This is a genomic window from Streptomyces sp. HUAS TT11 (assembly GCF_051553595.1).
GTDB lineage: Bacteria > Actinomycetota > Actinomycetes > Streptomycetales > Streptomycetaceae > Streptomyces.
The window spans coordinates 3498606-3517813 of sequence record NZ_CP196184.1; the positions used below are offsets into that span (position 1 = coordinate 3498606).

General features: G+C 70.6%; 16 protein-coding genes. 3 read left to right on the forward strand and 13 right to left on the reverse strand.

Translation table 11 applies throughout. From position 1 onward, the window contains the following. Positions 1 to 81 precede the first annotated feature (81 nt). The 8 genes from ACSHXN_RS15620 to ACSHXN_RS15655 form a co-directional block, all read right to left on the reverse strand. A complete protein-coding gene (locus ACSHXN_RS15620) occupies positions 82 to 696 on the reverse strand; it encodes a response regulator transcription factor (protein ID WP_355134344.1) in 615 nt (204 codons plus the stop codon). Then, on the reverse strand, positions 693 to 1886 hold the full coding sequence (locus tag ACSHXN_RS15625; RefSeq protein ID WP_355134412.1) for a sensor histidine kinase: 1194 nt from the start codon (positions 1884 to 1886) through the stop codon (positions 693 to 695). Before ACSHXN_RS15625 ends, ACSHXN_RS15620 begins: the two co-directional genes overlap by 4 nt. Positions 1887 to 1891: 5 nt before the next feature. Continuing rightward, on the reverse strand, positions 1892 to 2635 hold the full coding sequence (locus ACSHXN_RS15630; protein ID WP_355134346.1) for an ABC transporter permease: 744 nt from the start codon (positions 2633 to 2635) through the stop codon (positions 1892 to 1894). Next, the gene (locus tag ACSHXN_RS15635; RefSeq protein WP_355134348.1) at positions 2632 to 3555 is read right to left on the reverse strand and encodes an ABC transporter ATP-binding protein; all 924 of its coding nucleotides are present in this window, start codon (positions 3553 to 3555) and stop codon (positions 2632 to 2634) included. Before ACSHXN_RS15635 ends, ACSHXN_RS15630 begins: the two co-directional genes overlap by 4 nt. Before the next feature lie 134 nt (positions 3556 to 3689). Continuing rightward, entirely contained in the window at positions 3690 to 5828 is a 2139-nt protein-coding gene (locus ACSHXN_RS15640; RefSeq protein ID WP_438303259.1) for a hypothetical protein, read from the reverse strand. A gap of 225 nt (positions 5829 to 6053) precedes the next feature. Beyond that, positions 6054 to 6470, reverse strand: a complete 417-nt coding sequence (locus ACSHXN_RS15645; RefSeq protein WP_356107061.1) for a DUF6113 family protein — start codon at positions 6468 to 6470, stop codon at positions 6054 to 6056. Beyond that, complete coding sequence (mshB, locus tag ACSHXN_RS15650) at positions 6470 to 7393, reverse strand: N-acetyl-1-D-myo-inositol-2-amino-2-deoxy-alpha-D-glucopyranoside deacetylase (protein WP_355134352.1); 924 nt, start codon at positions 7391 to 7393, stop codon at positions 6470 to 6472. Before mshB ends, ACSHXN_RS15645 begins: the two co-directional genes overlap by 1 nt. Before the next feature lie 64 nt (positions 7394 to 7457). Further along, complete coding sequence (locus ACSHXN_RS15655) at positions 7458 to 7652, reverse strand: hypothetical protein (protein ID WP_059128380.1); 195 nt, start codon at positions 7650 to 7652, stop codon at positions 7458 to 7460. Between the two features lie 203 nt (positions 7653 to 7855). On the opposite strand from ACSHXN_RS15655, the gene ACSHXN_RS15660 reads away from it, so the two are divergent. Further along, entirely contained in the window at positions 7856 to 10012 is a 2157-nt protein-coding gene (locus tag ACSHXN_RS15660; protein WP_355134354.1) for a prolyl oligopeptidase family serine peptidase, read from the forward strand. Positions 10013 to 10229: 217 nt separating this feature from the next. On the opposite strand, the gene ACSHXN_RS15665 is transcribed toward ACSHXN_RS15660, so the two are convergent. From ACSHXN_RS15665 to ACSHXN_RS15685, 5 genes are read right to left on the reverse strand one after another with little or no spacing between them, the layout of a single operon-like run. Then, the gene (locus ACSHXN_RS15665; RefSeq protein WP_355134356.1) at positions 10230 to 11306 is read right to left on the reverse strand and encodes an ABC transporter ATP-binding protein; all 1077 of its coding nucleotides are present in this window, start codon (positions 11304 to 11306) and stop codon (positions 10230 to 10232) included. Continuing rightward, complete coding sequence (locus ACSHXN_RS15670) at positions 11293 to 12285, reverse strand: ABC transporter ATP-binding protein (protein ID WP_355134358.1); 993 nt, start codon at positions 12283 to 12285, stop codon at positions 11293 to 11295. Before ACSHXN_RS15670 ends, ACSHXN_RS15665 begins: the two co-directional genes overlap by 14 nt. A 5-nt stretch (positions 12286 to 12290) precedes the next feature. Further along, positions 12291 to 13271: an ABC transporter permease gene (locus ACSHXN_RS15675; RefSeq protein ID WP_355134360.1), complete on the reverse strand. Its 981-nt coding sequence runs from the start codon at positions 13269 to 13271 to the stop codon at positions 12291 to 12293. Next, positions 13264 to 14187 carry an ABC transporter permease gene (locus ACSHXN_RS15680; RefSeq protein WP_355134362.1) on the reverse strand — a complete coding sequence of 308 codons (924 nt, stop codon included), beginning with the start codon at positions 14185 to 14187 and terminating at the stop codon, positions 13264 to 13266. The genes ACSHXN_RS15675 and ACSHXN_RS15680 overlap by 8 nt, the downstream gene beginning before the upstream one ends. 34 nt (positions 14188 to 14221) lie before the next feature. Further along, positions 14222 to 15844, reverse strand: a complete 1623-nt coding sequence (locus ACSHXN_RS15685; RefSeq protein ID WP_355134364.1) for a peptide ABC transporter substrate-binding protein — start codon at positions 15842 to 15844, stop codon at positions 14222 to 14224. 433 nt (positions 15845 to 16277) lie between these two features. Here ACSHXN_RS15685 and ACSHXN_RS15690 point away from each other — a divergent pair, with 433 nt between their 5' ends. Beyond that, positions 16278 to 17021, forward strand: a complete 744-nt coding sequence (locus tag ACSHXN_RS15690) for a class I SAM-dependent methyltransferase (RefSeq protein WP_355134366.1) — start codon at positions 16278 to 16280, stop codon at positions 17019 to 17021. A gap of 322 nt (positions 17022 to 17343) precedes the next feature. After that, positions 17344 to 19200, forward strand: a complete 1857-nt coding sequence (locus ACSHXN_RS15695; protein WP_355134368.1) for an ABC transporter substrate-binding protein — start codon at positions 17344 to 17346, stop codon at positions 19198 to 19200. The last annotated feature ends 8 nt before the right edge of the window (positions 19201 to 19208 follow it).

The following is a 19208-nucleotide window of genomic DNA, read 5'->3' on the forward strand; positions in this document are numbered from 1 at the left end:
GACTCGGCCGGACACCGCGGTGGTGGTGCCGTGACACGCGTGCGGCCGAGTGGGGTACGGCGGCGGAGCCCCGTTCGGGCGCTACAGCCATCCTTTCTCGCGCGCGATCCGGACCGCCTCCGCCCGGTTGCGCACCGCGAGTTTCTGGATCGCCGTCGACAGGTAGTTGCGGACCGTGCCCTGGGACAGGTGCAGGGCCGCGGCCAGTTCCGCGTTGGTGGCGCCGCCCGCCGCCGCACGCAGCACCTCGCGCTCGCGGTCGGTCAGCGGATTGGCGCCGTCGGCGAGGGCGGCCGCCGCCAGTGTCGGGTCGATGACCCGCTCACCGGCGAGCACCTTCCGCACCGCCTCGGCGAGTTGGGCCGCGGGCGCGTCCTTCACCAGGAAGGCGTCGGCGCCCGCCTCCATCGCGGAGCGCAGATAGCCGGGCCGCCCGAAGGTGGTGAGGACGACCACCTTCAGGGCCGGGAACTCACGCCGGAGTTCGGCCGCCGCCTCGATGCCGGTGGCACCGGGCATCTCGATGTCGAGCAGCGCCACATCCACCCCGTGGGCGCGCGCCGCCGTCAGCACCTCGTCGCCGCGGGCGACCTGGGCGACGACCTCGATGTCCTCCTCCAGCCCCAGCAGCGCTGCCAGCGCCTCCCGGACCATCGACTGGTCCTCGGCGAGCAGGACCTTGATCGTGCGGCTCATGCCCCGGATCCTACGTCCGCCGCGCTGTCGGCCGGCACACGGGCGACCAGCCGGAATCCGTGCCTGACGCGGCCCGCCTCCAGCGTCCCGCCGACCTTCTCCAGCCGCTCGGTCAGACCCGTCAGCCCGTTTCCGGGACCCTTGCCCGAGCCGCCCGAGCCGTTGTCCTCCACGGAGAGCTCCAGCACCGGGCCGTCCAGGGTCTGCCGTCGGAGCACCTCCACCGTGCAGCGCTCCGCGCCGCTGTGCCGTACGACGTTGGTGACCGCCTCGCGCAGCGCCCAGGCCAGGGCGGACCCGTTGTCCTCCGGGACGCCGGCGAGGTCGGGTTCCGTCGGGATCTGCGCCGTGACCCCGGCGGCCGTCAGGGCGACCTGGGCCCCCGCGAGTTCGGCTGCCAGGCGGCGGCGCCGGTACCCGGTGACCGCCTCACGCACGTCGACGAGGGCCTGGCGGCTGACCTGTTCGATGTCGGCCACCTGCTGGGCCGCTTTGTCCGGATGGCCCGGGAGCATGCGCCCGGCGAGCTCGCTCTTCAGCGTGATCAGCGAGAGCGAGTGGCCGAGCAGGTCGTGCAGATCACGGGCCAGCCGCAACCGTTCCTCATTGGCGGCGAGCTGGGCGACGGTGGCCCGGGCCTTGCGCAACTCGATCGTCGTCCGGATCAGTTGGCCGACGCCTGTCATCGCGTACCCGATGAGCAGCACCAGGACGACCAGGCTCCACAGGTCGTTCTCGCCCAGACGCAGTGCGATGAGGAGCATCGCGGCGGCCGTGACGGGAATCGTCCAGTAGGCCGTCCGCAGCGGCAGGGTCGCCCCGCAGGCGACGGAGACGTAGACGAAGAGACCGAGCCACGACGAGCCGAGGGAGAGGGACAGCACGGCGGCCAGAACGGCGAGGACGACGATGAGGGCACCGGCGTACGGACGGGAGCTCGGACGGCCCATGTTCCGGAAGACGAGCATGAGATAGACCCCGACGAAGGCCACGAGGCCCAGCCAGCCGGCAACGGTGCCAGGGGTGGCGTGGTTCCCGGCGGCGAGGTCGTGGACCGGCGAGCTGAGGAAGACCAGCCACACGCCGATCCACAGCGACTTGCGCAGCAGCTCGGGACGGTTGCGGGGCGACTGCCCGACACGCAGCAGCCGCTCCGCCCGGGCTTCACGGGTCCGCCGGTCCTCTGTCATCGCGCTCACGCCTTCAGCGTGTCCTTCCGGTACAGCCAGGCCGCCCCTCCTGCGAAGAGCACGAAGAACGCGACGAGGACGGCTATGTCCTCGGCGTGCGGGGCCCGGCTCTGTTCGATGGCCTGTCCGAGGGCAGCGTACGCATGGGTGGGCAGCCATTTCGCGATGTCCTGCAGCCAGCCCGGGAAGACCGCCGACGGCCACCACAGGCCGCCGAGGATCGACAGACCGAAGTAGGTGATCATGGTGATCGGGCGGACGGCGTCACCGCTGGCGAGGTAGCCGATGGCCACACCGAGCGCGGCGAAGACCAGGCTGCCGGCCCAGATGGCCCCGGTGAGGGCGAGCCACTGCCAGGCGTCCAGGCGGACGTCCTTCAGGGCGGCCGCGACCACGAAGACGACGACGATGGACGGCAGGCTGACCACGGCCGCGCTGGCGGTCTTGGCGAGGACGTAGCCGCGCCCGGGCAGGGTGGTCAGCCGCAGCTGCCGCACCCAGCCGTTCTCGCGCTCCTTGGCGATGCGCTCGCTGTTGCCCATCAGCACGGCGGTCAGGGCACCGAAGGACGCCATGGAGACCATCATGTACGTCGATACGGTCAGATCGCTCCCGGTGACCTTGGTGGTCGGGCTGCCGGAGGTGCTCGAGATCAGCAGGAACAGGGCCGAGGGGTAGATCACCGAGAAGAACAGGAACTTGCGGTTGCGCAGTGCGCGGGCGAGTTCCAGCTTGATGAGGCTGTTCATGACTGCCGGGCCTCCTCGGCCTCCGTGATGGCGACGAAGGCCTGCTCGAGCCCGAGCCCGGCGACTTCGAGGTTGCGGGGGTAGACACCGAGGCCGTACAGCGCGTGGACGGTGGCGTCGGCGTCGGTGGACTGGATGCGGACCGTCTGCCCGGAGACGTCTATCGAGGTCAGGAAGGGCAGCGCGCGCAGCGGCGCCTCGTCGATCGTGCCCTCCAGATCGAAGGAGACCCGGCGGGCACCCGCCTTCGCCTTGATCTCGGCAGCGGTGCCGTCGGCGAGGAGCCGCCCGCGGTGCAGGACCAGGACCCGGTCGGCGATCGCATCGGCCTCTTCGAGGTAGTGCGTGGCGAACAGCACCGTGCGCCCCTGGTCCGCCTGCTCGCGCATGGTGGCCCAGAATGCCTGGCGGGCCGCGACGTCCATGCCGGTGGTCGGCTCGTCGAGGACGATCAGATCGCTGTCGCCCGCGGTGGCCAGGGCGAAGCGGACACGCTGCGCCTGGCCTCCGGAGAGCTTGTTCACCTTGCGGTCGGCGATCTGTGTGATGCCCGCGCGGGCGAGCACGTCGGTGGGCTTGTACGGCTTCGGGTGCAGATCGCAGGCGAGCCTGACCAGCTCGGCGACCGTGACCTCGTCCATCAGGCCGCCGCTCTGCAGCATGGCGCCCACACGCCCCGCGACGATGGCCTCGCGCGGGCCGGTCCCGAAGACCCGGACGGTGCCGTCGTCGGCGTGCTTGAGGCCAAGCAGCAGGTCGAGGGTGGTCGACTTGCCTGCCCCGTTGGGCCCGAGGAGGGCCACCGTCTCGCCCGGGTGCAGCTCGAGTGACAGCCCGTCGACGGCCCGGACGTCCCCGTAGGCCTTGGTCACCCGGTCGAACCCGACCACCGGTCCGGTGGTCGTACGTGTCGTCGTCATGGCCCCATCGTGGCGGTGCGGGGGCCCCGCGGGGCAGTGCCGGGTGTCGTCACTCCGGCATGACAGATGTCATGCCGCACACGACGGCGAAAGGGCGCCCGGTCAGGACCGGGCGCCCTTCTGTGCCGCTTCGGTCAGCTCGGGTTCGTCTCGATCGTGGCGATCCGGGCCGCCGGGGTCTTCGCCAGCAGCGCCGGCCGGAGCGCCCCGATCACGTCCTCCACCGTGACCGCCGTCTTCTTGCCGGTGCCACGGTTGATGAGCACGCCGTCGAAGGTGTTGCCGTACAGCTCCTGCAGCGACGCCCTGTCATAGGTGTCGACGAGCTTGCCGTTGACGGCCTTCGCACCGAGGAACTTCCACAGGGAGTTCTGGGGACTGAAGGAGATGGTGTGCACCGCGTCCGTGCGCACCGTCACATTGCCGGACATCGCGGGCTCGGCGAACGCCTTCATCATCCGGTCGACCTCGGCGTTCGAGACCGTCGGCTTGCGGGTGGTCGTGGGGACCTTCACGGGCGCGGCACTGTTGGTCTCCACCTGGGTGCGGTACGCCTGCTCGACGGCCGCGGCCGAGGCGCCGACGTCGATGCCCTTGCCCTCCTTGCCGTACACGGCGACCGCCTTGCCGGACTCGAACTTGATCCCGCCCTCGGTCATCGAACCGCTGCCGCCGGCCACGCCCTCGAGGGCGGCCTGCAGCTTCTCCTCGTCGACCGGCATCACCGGATCGATCACGCGCTCCTGTCCGAAGAGGGAGCCGATCACCGACATCGGGTTGTAGTCGCTCCCCGCGGCGGCGGCGACGGTGGCCTTGCTGTCGAGCTGGAGGCCCGCCTGGTCCGGCTTGAGGGCGGTCGTCCTGCCGTCCACCGACAGCTGGAGCGGCTTGGCCGTGCGGCTCCCGAGCCCGGCGTCGAGCTTCTGGATCGCCTCGTCGCGCGTGCCGCCGCCGATGTCGATGCCGAGCACCGTGGTGCCCTTGGGCACGTCGGAGTGGTTCATCAGCAGCCCGGCGCCGTAGGCCACACCGGCCACGACGACCAGCGCGCCGACCAGGAGCACCGTCTTGCTGCGCCCCTTCTTCCTGGCCGGCCTGGAGCCCGCGGACGTCTGCCCCTTGGCCGGGTCGGGCAGCTTCGGCGGCGTGTGCGGCGCCGGCGCCTCGGGCTGGGTGCCCGCGAACGGGCCGTTCTGGGCGCCCGGCGGGACGACCGGGATACCGCTGGTGACGGTGTGCCCGGAGATGTGGTCGCCGGGGCCGCCGAAGCCCTGGCCGCCCGGGTCGGGCGCGGGCCTTTGCGGGGTGAGGATCGCCGTGTCGTCGCTCAGGCCGCCGGAGCGTCCCTGCCCCGCGCCGGCACCGTGGGCGCCCGGCCGACCGGGACCGAAGGGCCCGCCGGGCGTCATCGGACCCGGCCTGCCGGGGACCGTGCCGGGGCCGCCGACGGGCGGTACGACGGGTCCGGCGCCCGTGACCGGGCCGCCGGTGGGTCCCGACGGATGCGGCGAGCCCGGCTCCGAGAAGTAGGGCAGACCGTCACGGCCGGGGTCGGTGCCGTCGTCGGGGCGGATGACCGGCATCGACGCGGTGGTGGCGGCCACCGCCTCGGAGACGTCGAAGGAGCCGGTGCCACCGCCGTGCCCCGGCGCGACGGGTCCGGCGCCCGTGGCGCCCGGAAGCCCCTTGCCGTTGGTGCCGCCCGGGCGTGCGCCGAGCGGACCCGTGCCGCCCGTGTTCGCTCCCGGGCGTGCGCCGGGGGCTCCCGGCCCGCCCGGCGCGGGCCGGGCCGCGTCCGGGTTCTGTATACCGCCGCCGGCGGGCATGCCGGCGCCATCGGTCGACCCGGCGCCCTGGGGGCCCTTGGCCGCCGAGGGCTTGCGGGGCGCGAACCAGTCGCTGGCCTTCTCCTCGGCCGGGGCCGGGGCCGGTGCCGGGGCCGGTGCCGGGGGCTGGGCGGGGGTGTCGTTGCCGGGCGGGCCCACGGGGCTCGCCGGCGCGGTGTCGGCGCTCGGCTCGTCCGCGGTGTCGCCGCCCGCGACGGGCGTGCGCACGACGACCGGCGGGATCGGCCGCGACCCGGGGATGTTGATCCGGATCCGGGTCGTCAGTGTGGTCTCGGTCTTGCGTTCTTCCGGCTGCGTGGCCGGACGGCCCGGGGCGAGACCGTCCTCGGAAGCCATGGGGGTCCCGTACGGCGGCGTCCCGGACGGGTACGCGGCTCCGCCGCGCCCGTTGGGTCCGGCGGACGAACTGTCAGTTTCACGACTCAAGGCAGGTTCTCCCGGTTGGCTCCACCGCCTGTTTCGACCTCAACAGGTGGGATCCCCCTGCTCGGGCGAAGCCGAGGGCTCGGGGAAGGCGCGGCGGCGCGCACCACCATACTGGCCGCGCGTCGCCCGCATACCGCGCCCGCTGGGGAAACCCGCACGGGACCCCCACGCGCACCCACCGTTTTCCCGGGGGACATCCCGCGCCCCGGACGACGAACCGGTACGTCACTTGCCAAGTCGGGCGCCCGGTCCGCCCGTTTGCCGCCCCTGGGCCAGGGTGGCGCAGATCACAGCGACGGCCATTCCGCCGAGCAGGAAGAGATACGATCCGATGCCTGCACCGAACAGGAAGTCCCCCTCGGGACGGCTGGCGGTGAGCAGGATGACGGCGACCACCCAGCCCGCGGCGGGCGCGACGGCCCCCGCACGCGTTCCGATGGCCTTCCCGCCGCCGACGAAGACTCCGGCCGCGCCCACGAGCGCGAGCAGCAGCCCGCCGGGGAACCATCCGGACTGCACGAGCGCGCCCGCCACTCCGGACAGCGCACCGAGCAGGAACAGGCCCAGGCAGGCGGCGGTCCGGCCGATCGAGGGCGGCCTCAGCGGCTGGGCGAGCGCACTCGTCTGTTTGCCGTCGGACATCATGCGGTCACTCCCTGGAACAGGTCCGTCTCGCGGGCCCCGGCACTTCCCCGGCTCCCGGCCGATGGAAGCACCGTTTCATGCCGCCGGCCGCGCGCCAACTCGTAGTACTCGGTCGTGAACAAGGGCTGTGCGAGGGCGTTGGAGAGGGCGAACCACGGCTCGGCGACCTCGATCTGGGTGGCGTGCGCCCGCATCGCCGCGGCCTTCGCGGCCGCGAAGGCCGCGCCGTCGATCTCCGTGGTGACCATCGTGTCGTCGACCACGCCGGGGATGTCCTCGACGGCCCCCGCCGCGGCGAAGGGCGTCTTGCCGAGTGCCTCGCCGAGCCGGGCGAAGGCGGCCTCCGCGATCGGCCGGGGCACACGGTTCCAGTAGATCCTGGCGATGTCCCAGGGGGCGCCGAGGTCCGGCCGGAAGCCGGGGTCGGCGGCCAGTTCCGCGGCGCGCATGGCGACCCGGTGGGCCTGGATGTGGTCCGGGTGGCCGTAGCCGCCGTTCGGGTCGTAGGTGACGAGGACCTGGGGCCGCACCTCCCGGACGACCGCCACCAGGTGACCGGCCGCCTCGTCGGGGTCGGCGGCCCAGAAGGCGGCGGGCCGGTGGTTCTGCGGGGCGCCCATCATCCCGGAGTCGCGGTAGCGGCCGGGACCGCCGAGGAAGCGGTGGTCGGTGACGCCGAGCTCGGCCATGGCGGCGGCCAGTTCGCCGGCGCGGTGCGGGCCCAGCGCATCGTCCCGGTCGGGCGCGAGCCGCGCGAGCGAGGGCGGGATGACCTCACCCTCCTCACCGAGGGTGCAGGTCACCAGCGTCACCCGGGCGCCCTCGGCCGCATACCTGGCCATGGTCGCGCCGTTGTTGATCGACTCGTCGTCCGGGTGCGCGTGCACCAGCAGCAGACGCCGGTCGGGCAGATCCGTCATGGCCTCAACCCTACGAGGCGGCCGGCCGCGCACGTGCCCCGGCCGAGGTCAGCGGGTCAGCGGGTCAGAACTTGATGCTCCCGATCATCCCTGCGATGTTCGTCGTCAACTCGCTGATCGTCGGGGCGACGGTCGAGGAGGCGAGGTAGAACCCGAGCAGCATGCACACGATCGCGTGCCCTGCTTTCAGCCCCGACTTCTTGATCAGAAGGAAGACGACGATCGCCAGCAGCACCACCGCCGAAATCGAGAGTGCCACGGCGGCTCACCTCCAAAGATCCACAAGGGCGCGGGAGTCGGACTGTCGGGGCAGTGAACCGTACGGACAAATCCACGCAGACAAATCCGCCTGGATGCCAGCGGGTTCATACCCACTATGCGGTAGTGATCATAACTATCCGTACGTGCGCATCGATCGGCGCACGGCCGCACAAGGGGGCGCATGGCCAATATGGTCGGGGCATGACGACCGAGCCTGCTTCCTTCCCCCGACGGCACGCGCGGACCCAGCGGTTCACGCTCGGCGCGCCGCGTGCTTTCACCGTCGCACCCGACGGTTCCCGCGTCGTGTTCCTGCGCTCCGCGTCCGGCACGGACCGCACGCACCAGCTGTGGGTCCTCGACCTCGCGAGCGGCACGGAACGCCCGGCAGCCGATCCCGGCGCGCTCCTCAGGGGCGCCGAGGAGGAGTTGCCGCCAGAGGAGCGAGCCCGCCGGGAGCGCAGCCGCGAGGGTGGTGCCGGCGTCGTCGACTACGCCACCGACAACGCCGTCGAGTTGGCGTCTTTCGCCTTGTCAGGGCGGCTTTTCACGGCGGAACTCCGGGCCGGCACGGCCCGCGAACTGTCCGTGCCCGGACCGGTGGTCGACCCGCGTCCGGCACCCGACGGGAGGCACGTCGCATACGTCGCCCGGGGCGCCCTGCGCGTCGTCGGCGCCGAGGGCGAGGGCGACCGGGCGCTGGCCGAGCCGGAGTCGGAGTCGGTCACCTACGGACTGGCCGAGTTCATCGCGGCCGAGGAGATGGGGCGTTCACGGGGCTTTTGGTGGTCGCCCGCGTCCGATCGGCTGCTCGTCGCGCGCGCGGACGACACACCGGTGCGCCGGTGGTGGATCTCCGATCCGGCCCATCCGGAGCGGGAGCCGCAACGGGTCGCGTATCCGGCTGCGGGCACCGACAACGCCGACGTGCGCCTGTTCGTCGTGGGCCTCGACGGAGCACGCACGGAGGTCGTCTGGGACCGGGCGGGCTACCCGTATCTGGCGCGAGTGCACTGGTCAGCGGCCGGTGCACCGCTGATCCTGGTGCAGGCGCGGGACCAGCACAGCCAGGTGTTCCTGGCGGTCGACCCGGACACCGGGGCGACCCGGATGGTGCACGCGGATGAAGATCCACATTGGCTGGAACTGTTCCCCGGCGTCCCGTGCTGGAGCCCCTCGGGACAGCTGGTGCGCATCGCCGACGAAGGCGGCGCCCGGGTGCTGACGGTCGGCGAACGACCGCTCACGGGAGGCCAGTTGCATGTTCGGGCCGTGCTCGACGTGACCGCCGACGACGTGCTGGTGGCTGCGTCGGCCGGCGAGGCGGCGGCCGATCCGGAGATCGGCGAGATCCATGTGTACCGGGTCAACGAGCTCGGCATGGAACGCGTCTCGCAGGAGCCCGGTGTGCACACGGCGGTGCGGTCGGGCGGCGTGACCGTGCTCGTCTCCTCGATGCTCGACCGTGCGGGCGCCCAGGCGCAGGTGCTGCACGACGGCAAGAGGGCGGCGATCCTGACGTCGCATGCGGAACATCCCGGTCTGTCCCCGCGCGTGACGCTCACGCAGGGGGGCGCACGCCGAATCCCATGCGCCGTGCTTATGCCTACGGACTACTCCGGTGACACCCCCCTCCCGGTCCTCCTGGACCCGTACGGGGGCCCGCACGGGCAGCGCGTCGTCGCCGCACACAATCCGCACCTCACCTCGCAGTGGTTCGCCGACCAGGGCTTCGCGGTGATCGTGGCGGACGGGCGGGGCACCCCGGGCCACTCCCCCGCCTGGGAGAAGTCGGTGCACGAAGAGCTGGCGGCGACCGTGCTCGAGGACCAGGTCGACGCGCTGCACGCCCTCGCCGGCGACTTCCCCCTCGATCTGAACCGGGTCGCGATCCGCGGCTGGTCCTTCGGCGGCTATCTGGCGGCGCTCGCGGCCCTGCGCCGACCCGATGTGTTCCACGCGGCGGTGGTCGGCGCGCCGGTCACCGATCTGCGGCTGTACGACACCCACTACCAGGAGCGCTATCTGGGACACCCGGCGCGGCAGCCCGAGGTCTACCGCCGCAACTCCCTGATCGACGACGCGGGACTGGTGGACGCCGCGGAGCCGGTGCGCCCGATGATGATCATCCATGGTCTGGCGGACGACAACGTGGTGGTGGCCCACTCCCTGCGACTGTCCTCCGCCCTGCTGGCCGCGGGCCGCCCGCACGAGGTGCTGCCGCTGTCCGGGGTGACCCACATGACCCCGCAGGAGACGGTCGCCGAGAACCTGCTGCTGCTCCAACTGGACTTCCTGCGCCGCGCACTGGGACTCGTGCCGGACGACGGGAACGCCCGGGAGCACGGGGACCGCTGACCGGACATCGCGACGCGAAACCACCGGCGCCAGTTCAGCGGCGCCGGCCCGGCGCGCAGGGACCGGCCGCCGCAGAACGGGCCGGGGTGACATGTACACCCCGGCCCGTTGACGGCACCCGCACGGCCGTACGTCGTTCACTGTCCTGTGTCCGTATATCGGAACGACGTCGATGAAGTTGCCTGCTTGTTAACGACTTTTGTGCGCATTTGCCCACTTATGCTGGCTCCACGTGTGCCTCGTTCCCGGATGGCTCCGGTCCCTCGGGCGGTACCACCCGCTTCTCCTCCGCGAAGTGGCACGCCGAGTCGTGTGCGGCCGGCCCCGGCGTCACCCGGAACGCCTCGGGGACCGCGAGCGCCGGCACCTCCAGCGTGCAGCGCTCCCGGGCCTTCCAGCAGCGGGTGCGGAAGCGGCAGCCTGAGGGGATGTCCGTCGGGGACGGCACGTCACCGCTCAGGATGATCCGCTCCCGGTGCTCCCGTGCCCCGGGGTCGGGCACCGGGACGGCGGACAGCAGGGCCTGTGTGTAGGGGTGCGTCGGATGGTCGTAGATCTCCGCGTCGCTGCCGGTCTCCACGATCCGCCCGAGATACATCACCCCGACCCGGTCGGAGATGTGCCGCACGATCGACAGGTCGTGCGCGATGAAGACGTACGACAGCCCGAACTCGGCCTGGAGCGTCGCCAGCAGGTTGATCACCTGCGCCTGTACGGACACGTCGAGCGCGGAGACCGGCTCGTCGGCGACGATGATCTCCGGACGCAGCGCCAGCCCTCGCGCGATGCCGATGCGCTGGCGCTGGCCGCCGGAGAACTGGTGCGGGTAGCGGTTGATGTACTCGGGATTGAGCCCCACCACGTCGAGCAGTTCCCGCACCCGCCGACGCCGGTCCCCCTTGGGTGCGGCCTCGGGGTGGATCTCGTACGGCTCCCCGATGATGTCCCCCACGGTCATCCGGGGGTTGAGGGAGGTGTACGGGTCCTGGAAGACCATCTGGATGTTGCGCCGCACGGCCTTCAGGGCCCGCCCGGACAGCCTGGTGATCTCCTCGCCCCTGTACCGGATCGAACCGGCGGTCGGCGGCTCCAGGTTGACCAGCAGCCTCGCGAGCGTCGACTTCCCGCAGCCGGACTCGCCGACGATGCCCAGGGTCTCTCCCCCGCCGAGAGCGAAGTCGACCCCGTCGACCGCCTTGACGGCCCCCACCTGCTTCTTGAACAGGATTCCGCGGGTGAGCGGGTAGTGCTTCAGCAGCCCGCTCACCTCGAGGATCGGCTCAGGACCGGTCATGCAGGCACTCCCTCCAGAAGTGGCAGGCGCTGACCCGCTCGCCCCCGTGGTCGCCGGCCACCTCGTAGAGCGGCGGCACATCGGTGCGGCACACGTCCTGGGCCATGGGGCAGCGGGGGTTGAAGGCGCAGCCGGGCGGGACGGCCATCAGGTTCGGCGGCAGGCCCTTGATCGCGTAGAGCTGTCCGCCCTTCTGGTCGAGCCTCGGGATGGAGTCGAGCAGTCCCCGGGTATAGGGGTGGGCCGGGGCCTTGTAGATGTCGTGCACGGGAGCCGACTCCACGATCCGGCCCGCGTACATGACGGCGATCCGGTCGGCGACGTCCGCGACGACACCGAGGTCGTGGGTGATGAGGATCAGACCCATGCGGTACTCGCGCTGCAACTCGGCGAGCAGATCCATGACCTGGGCCTGAACGGTGACGTCCAGGGCGGTGGTGGGCTCGTCGGCGATGATCAGCGCGGGCTCCAGCGCCAGCGCCATGGCGATCATGATGCGCTGGCGCATACCGCCGGAGAACTGGTGGGGGTAGTCGCGCACACGCTGCGCGGCGGCCGGGATCCGCACCCGGTCCATCAGCTCCACGGCCCTGGCCCGGGCGTCCTTCGCCGACATCCCCCGGTGCACGACGAACATCTCGCCGAGCTGGGCGCCCACGGTGAGCACGGGGTTGAGGGCGGACAGCGCATCCTGGAAGATCATGGCCATCCGGGCGCCGCGGATCCTGCGCCGCTCGTCCTCCCTCAGGGTGAGCAGATCCTGCCCCTGGAAGAGGACCTCGCCGCCGGTGATCCGGCCCGGCGGGGAGTCGAGGATGCCCATGACGGCCTGTGCGGTGACGGACTTCCCAGAGCCTGACTCGCCGAGCACGGCCAGCGTCTCGCCGGCGTCCACGGCGTAGCTGACGCCGTTGACCGCCTTGGCGATCCCGTCCCTGGTCCGGAACTCCACGTGCAGATCGCGCACTTCGAGCAGCACGACGCTCACCTCAGCTTCGGGTCGAGGGCGTCGCGCACGGCGTCGCCGAGCATGATGAAGGCGAGCACGGTGACGGCGAGGGCCCCGGACGGCCACAGCAGCGCGTGCGGGGCGTTGCGGATGTAGGGCGAGGCGGCGGAGATGTCGATCCCCCACGACACGCTCGGCGGTTTCAGTCCGACGCCCAGGTACGACAAGGTCGCCTCGAGCGCGATGTAGGTGCCGAGCGCGATGGTCGCCACGACGATCACGGGCGCGACCGCGTTGGGCGCGATGTGGCGCAGGAGGATGCGGGAGTTGGAGGCGCCGAGGGCGCGCGCCGCCTGGACGTAGTCGTTCTGCTTGGCGGTGATGACCGAACCGCGGGCGATGCGGGAGATCTGCGGCCAGCCGAGCAGCACCATGAACCCGACGACCGGCCAGACCGTGTTGCTGGTCACCACGGAGAGGAGGACCAGACCGCCGAGGACGACCGGGATGGCGAAGAAGACGTCGGTGGTCCGGGACAGGATCGCGTCCCATGCGCCGCCGAAGAAGCCGGCGAGCCCGCCCAGGACGGAGCCCAGCAGCGCCACGCCGAGCGTGGCGCAGACCCCGACGGTGACCGACGCGCGGGCGCCGTACACGGTGCGGGTGTAGACGTCGCACCCCTGCCCGTCGAAGCCGAACGGGTGCCCGGACCGGGCGCCCTCCTGGGAGCGGGCGAGTTCGCACTGGAGCGGGTTGCCCGAGGTGACCAGGGACGGCCGGATCGAGATGACGAAGAGAAAGAGGATCACCAGGGCCGAGGCGATGAAGACCGGATTGCGGCGCAGGTCGCGCCAGGCGTCGGACCACAGGCTGCGCGGCTTGGCCGCCGGGCCTGTGCCCCGGGGACCTCCCGGTGTCTTCTCCAAGGTGGTCGCCTCGCTCGTGGCGAGGTCCATCCCGCCGCCCATACCGGTCCCGGCGATGGCTCCCTCGGGCTCGTGGGACTGTTCAGGCATAGCGGATCCTCGGGTCGAGTACGGCGTACAGGAGGTCGACGAGCAGATTGGCGATCAGGAAGACGAGCACGAGGACGGTCACGAAGCCGACCACCGTCTGTGTGTTCTGCCGGAGGATCCCCTGGTAGAGCTGGTAGCCCACCCCGTGGATGTTGAAGATCCGCTCGGTGACGATGGCGCCGCCCATGAGGGCGCCGATGTCGGTTCCGATGAAGGTGACGACGGGGATGAGCGAGTTGCGCAGCAGATGCCGGGTGATCACCCGATGGCGCGGCAGCCCCTTGGCCACGGCCGTACGGACGTAGTCGGAGCGCTTGTTCTCGGCGATGGAGGTCCGGGTCAGCCGGGTGACGTAGGCGAGGGAGACGGACGCCAGCACCAGACCGGGCACGATCAGCTCGCCGAAGGCGGCCTGCGGGGAGACGGAGGGCCGGATCCAGCCCCATGTGACGCCCAGCAGCAACTGGAGCAGCAGACCGGTGACGAACGTCGGCACCGAGATCACGACGAGCGTCAGCAGCAGCACCGTCGTGTCGACGGGCCGCCCGCGGCGCAGCCCGGTGACCACCCCGAGCACGATCCCGACGACGATCTCGAAGAGGATCGCCACGACGGTGAGCCGGATGGTGACGGGGAAGGCGGTCGCCATGAGCTCGGTGACCCGCTGCCCGTTGAAGGCCGTGCCGAAGTCACCGGTGAACACGTTCCCCATGTAGGTCGCGTATTGCTGCCACACGGGTCTGTCGAGACCGAACTCGTGCCGCAGCCGGGCCGCCGTGGCGGGGTCGCACTGGCGCTCGCCGCACAGGCCCGCGATGGGGTCTCCCATCACGTTCACCATCAGGAAGATCAGCAGTGTGGCGCCGACGAAGACCGGAATCATCTGCAGCAGACGCCGGACGACGTACCGTCCCATGGGGGCCTCCGGAGGTAGCGGGCAGCCGCGTGGCTCAGCCGACCTTGATCTCGTTGTAGACGGGCACGCTGAACGGGTTGAGCGCCACATGGGACAGGCGCGGCGAATAGCCCGCGCTGCCGTTCTGGTACCAGAGCGGGATGGCGGCCATGTTGTCCCGTACGACCCCCTCGGCCTGCTGGAACAGCTTCACGGCCGCGGCCCGGTCGCCCTCCGCGTTCGCCCGGTCGACGAGCTTGTCGAAGTCCTTGTTCGACCACGCGCCGTCGTTGGAGGAGGCGTTGGTGTAGTACAGCGGCTGCAGGAAGTTCTGGATCAGCGGGTAGTCCATCTGCCAGCCCGCCCGGAACGGCCCCGGCATCCTGTGCCGGCCGATCTGGTTGCGGAAGTCGGCGAAGGTACCGACCGGGTTGCCGACACAGGCCTTGTCGTTGCCGAGGGCGTTGTTGATGGAGTTGCACACGGCGTCCACCCACTCCTTGTGCGAGCCGCTGTCCGCGTTGTAGGTGATCTTGACTTGGCCCCCGGGCAGCCCGCCGCCCTCCCGGACCAGCTTCCTGGCCCGGACCGGGTCGTACCGGCAGGCGTCACCGCACAGTCCGTCCTGGAAGCCGCCTTCCGCACCGAGCACCGGGGAGGTCCAGTCGGTGGCGGGTGTGCGGGTCTTCTGGAAGATCGTGTCCGTGATCTGGTCCCGGTTGATCGCCATGGACAGCCCCGTACGGACCTTCGCCGTCCGGGGCTTGTTCCACCGGGGGTCGTAGTACGGGAAGGCGAGGGTCTGGATGATGCCGGCCGGGGCGTTGATGTACCGGCCGTCCAGATCGTTTCTGATGAACTTCAGCTGCGGGGCGGGCACGTCGTCGACGAGGTCGAGGTTCCCGGCCAGCAGGTCCGTGTAGGCGGTGTTGCTGTCGGTGTAGACCTGCAGGTCCACCCCGTTGTTCTGCGCCTTGTCGCGGCCGGGGTATCCGTTCCACTTCCTGAGCGACATCATGAAGCCCCTGGTGTAGGACTTGATCAGATACGGGCCGTTGCCGACCGGTCTCTTCACCCAGGCCGCATGGTCGTCGAAGAACGCCCTGGGCAGCGGGGCGAAGGCCGCGTAGCCCAGAGTGTCCGGGAATGTGGAGAACTTCTGGTTGAGTCTGACCGTGAAGGTGCGCGGGCCGGTCACCTTGAGTCCGGAGAGGGTGCCGGCCGTGGGGGTGCCGGTCTCCGGGTGCACCTTGTCGTACCCCTCGATGTATCCGAAGAAATAGGCGTTCTTCTGGTTGTTCTTCAGATCGGCGCCGTAGTTCCAGGCATCCACGAAGGACCTGGCCGTGACGGGCTCCCCGTTGCTGAACGTCCAGCCGTCCTTGACGGTGATGGTGAAGTTCTGCGAGTCCGAGGTCGCGATCCGTTCCGCGAGCATGTTCTCGGCCGCCCCGGTCCTCGGGTTGTAGCGCATCAGCCCGCGGAAGAGCATGTCGAGGACCTTGCCGCCCTGGACCTCGTTGGTGTTGGCGGGCTCCAGCGGGTTCTGCGGATCCCCCCAGGAGGCGCTGAACACCCCGGGGCCACCGGCGCCGCTCCCGCCGCCCCCGCAGCCGGCCGCCGGGAGGACCGCAACGGCCGCACACGCCGCCCACAGCGCGTGCCTGGTTCCACGCATGGGGTGCCTCCTCGGAGTGGGCCGTACCTCCAGCGCCGCAGCGCTGCCCGTCATCGGTCCATATCAGCATTCAGCCGACATATCACTCCTGCACGCCACCCCTGAGGACCGGACGTCATCCGGATGGCAGGCACGCCCCGGTGGACACCTGGGCGACCCCGACGTGTCGGTGTCACCGCACCCCGGCCCGCCGTGCCAGTCCCCCCGGGGACCGCGCCGGCGAGCGCGGCACATCGGTGCCGAACCGCCGGTTGCCCGGGAGACGTACCCGCGGGCCGCGCCAGGGCTCGCCGTCCGCCACCCCGTCCGCCGGGCCCGGGGAACCGGAAGCATGTGTGCGCCTGGTTGACACCGCGAACGAACAAGTGCCCACGCTCGATAAAGATCGCGTACAGTACGCCCGAACCCGGGCCGTACCTGAGAAGCTGTCAGAATGGCCGACCGCGCGTTCTCCGATGCCGCCCTCGCCGGACTGTACGACGCCCTCCATCCGTGGGGCCCAAGTCATGACTTCTACCTGGGACTTGTGATGTCCGCGCGGCGCGTTCTGGACGTCGGCTGCGGGACCGGCACCCTGCTCGCGCGGGCCCGGGAGAACGGGCACGACGGACAGCTGTGCGGGCTCGATCCCGCCGCCGCGATGCTCGTCCAGGCACGCCGGCGGGTCTCCGAAGTCGACTGGGTGCTCGGCGACTTCCGCTCGCACCGGTGGCGGAACGCCTTCGATCTGGTGGTGATGACCGGACACGCCTTCCAGGAGCTCGTCGCCGACGGGGAGTTGGAGAGTTGCCTCGACGGGGTGCGCGAAGCCCTCACCCCTGACGGGCGGTTCGCCTTCGAGACCCGCAACCCCGGGGCCCGCGCCTGGGAGTCGTGGACCTCGGACCACGTCCAGGAGGCGGCGTTCGGCGACAGGGGTGTCGTACGCGTCCGGCACGACGTGGAGACACCGGTGCGCGGAGACCGGGTGACGTACACCTCGACCTTCGACGGCAGCGCGTGGAGAGGCCCGCGGGTCAGCCGGGGCACGCTGCGCTTCCTCGAGCAGGGCACCCTGTCCCGATTCCTGAGCGGGGCCGGGCTCATCGTGCTCGAGCAGTACGGGGACTGGGAGCGGGGTCCCCTCACCCCGACCAGTCCCGAGATCATCACCGTCGCACGGCCCGGCGGTCGGTAGCACTCCGCCGGACTGCCCTCCGAGGCCGGGTCCGCGGCTCGGCCGATCCGCGCGCCCGCTGTCCCGGCAACTGCGCCGGGCGGTCCGCACGATCGTTTCGCCAGGCTCCCACCAGGGGAGCATCACAGGTATAAACCAATGACTCCCGGCGGGCCGTCAACACGGCATTTCCGCAGGCCACGCGCTATTCACGTGCCGTTGACGCGCGCAGACCGCCCCTGATAGACACGGCTTCACTCTGCCGCCTCCACCCCCCGATCCGACCCGATCGGACCAGTCCAACGAGCTGTACCCGTGCACCACATGACGCGAGGTCACGACCATGAGCACGCACAACGAGCACGGCACCGGGCGCCGACGCCCTGACAGATCACCCCGTACCTATCGGTTCCTGGCCGCCGCCCTGACACTCTCGGCCGCCGTCGCGACATCGCTCGCCCCCGCCCCCCAGCAGGCCGTGGCGAAGGACAAGACGGTCCTGACCGTGGCGGTCGCCCAGAGCGTCGACTCACTCAGTCCGTTCCTCGCGAGCCGTCTGGTCAGTACCAGCATCCACCGGCTGACGTACGAGTACCTGACCAACTACGACCCCAAGGACGCCCACGTCATCCCCGGTCTGGCCACCAAGTGGGAGTCGTCGCCGGACAAGTTGACCTGGACGTACACCATCCGGTCCAACTCCAAGTGGTCGGACGGGAAGCAGGTCACCGCCGAGGACGCGGCCTGGACGTTCAACAAGATGATGTCCGACGAGGGCGCCGCCACCGCCAACGGAAGCTTCGTCACCAACTTCGAGAAGGTGACGGCGCCCAGCGCCACCAAGCTGGTCGTCGAGCTGAAGAAGCCGCAGGCCACGATGACCGCGCTCGACGTGCCGATCGTGCCCAAGCACGTCTGGGAGAGCGTCAAGGACTTCTCGAAGTTCAACAACGACAAGAGCTTTCCCATCGTCGGCGACGGGCCGTTCGTGCTCACCGACTACAAGCCCGACAGCTATGTGCGTCTGAAGCCCAACAAGAGCTTCTGGCGCGGGGCACCCAAGTTCGACGAGCTCGTCTTCCGGTACTACAAGGACCAGGACGCGGCGGTGGCCGCCCTGCGCAAGGGCGAGGTCTCCTTCGTCGCCGGTTCGCCCTCGTTGACGCCCGCCCAGGCGGCCTCCCTCAAGGGTGACAAGAACATCCACGTCAACGAGGGTCCGGGCCGCCGCTTCTACGCCATCGCCACCAATCCGGGCGCACAGGCGAAGGACGGCAGCAAGTTCGGTGACGGCGACCCGTCCCTGCTGGACGAGCGGGTACGCCATGCGCTGTTCATGGCGGTCGACCGCAAGGCCGTGATCGACAAGGTGTTCCAGGGCCATGCCGTCGAGGGCAAGGGCTACATCCCGCCGCGCTTCTCGACGTACTTCTGGCAGCCGACGGCCGGCCAGGAGCTCGCCTACGATCCCGCCGAGGCGGGCAGGCTCCTCGATCAGGCGGGCTACAAGAAGAACGCCGACGGCAAGCGCGTCGGCAAGAACGGCAAGCCGCTGAACTACCGCGTCCTGTGCCATGCCACCGACCCCAACGACAAGGCGGTCGGCAAGTACCTCCAGGAATGGTGGGGCAAGCTCGGCATCGGCGTCACGCTCAACTGCCTGGACAACGTGACCGATCCCTGGCTCGCGGGCACCTACGACCTCGCGTTCGACGGCTGGTCGGTCAATCCCGACCCCGACTTCGTGCTCTCCATCCACACCTGTGGTGCGCTCCCGGCGACTCCCAAGGACACCGGCGCCACCGACAACTTCATCTGCGACAAGAAGTACGACGACCTCTACGCCCGGCAGCTCGCGGAGTACGACCCGGCCAAACGGGCGGACCTCGTGAAGCAGCTGGAGTCGCGGCTGTACGACCTGGGGTACATGAACGTCATGGCCTACCCGAACGCGGTCGAGGCCTACCGCACGGACCAGATCAAGTCGATCACGACCATGCCGTCCGCGGCAGGCAACATCTACGGCCAGGACGGCTACTGGAGCTGGTGGTCAGCCGTTCCGGCGAACTCCGGTGACTCCTCGGGCGATTCCACGTCCTCGGGCGTCATCATCGGAATCGTCGCGGGCGTCGTCGTCCTCGTCGGCCTCGCGGTGGTCTTTGCGATGCGCCGCCGGGTCACCGCCGAAGACCGCGAATAGTCCGGCCG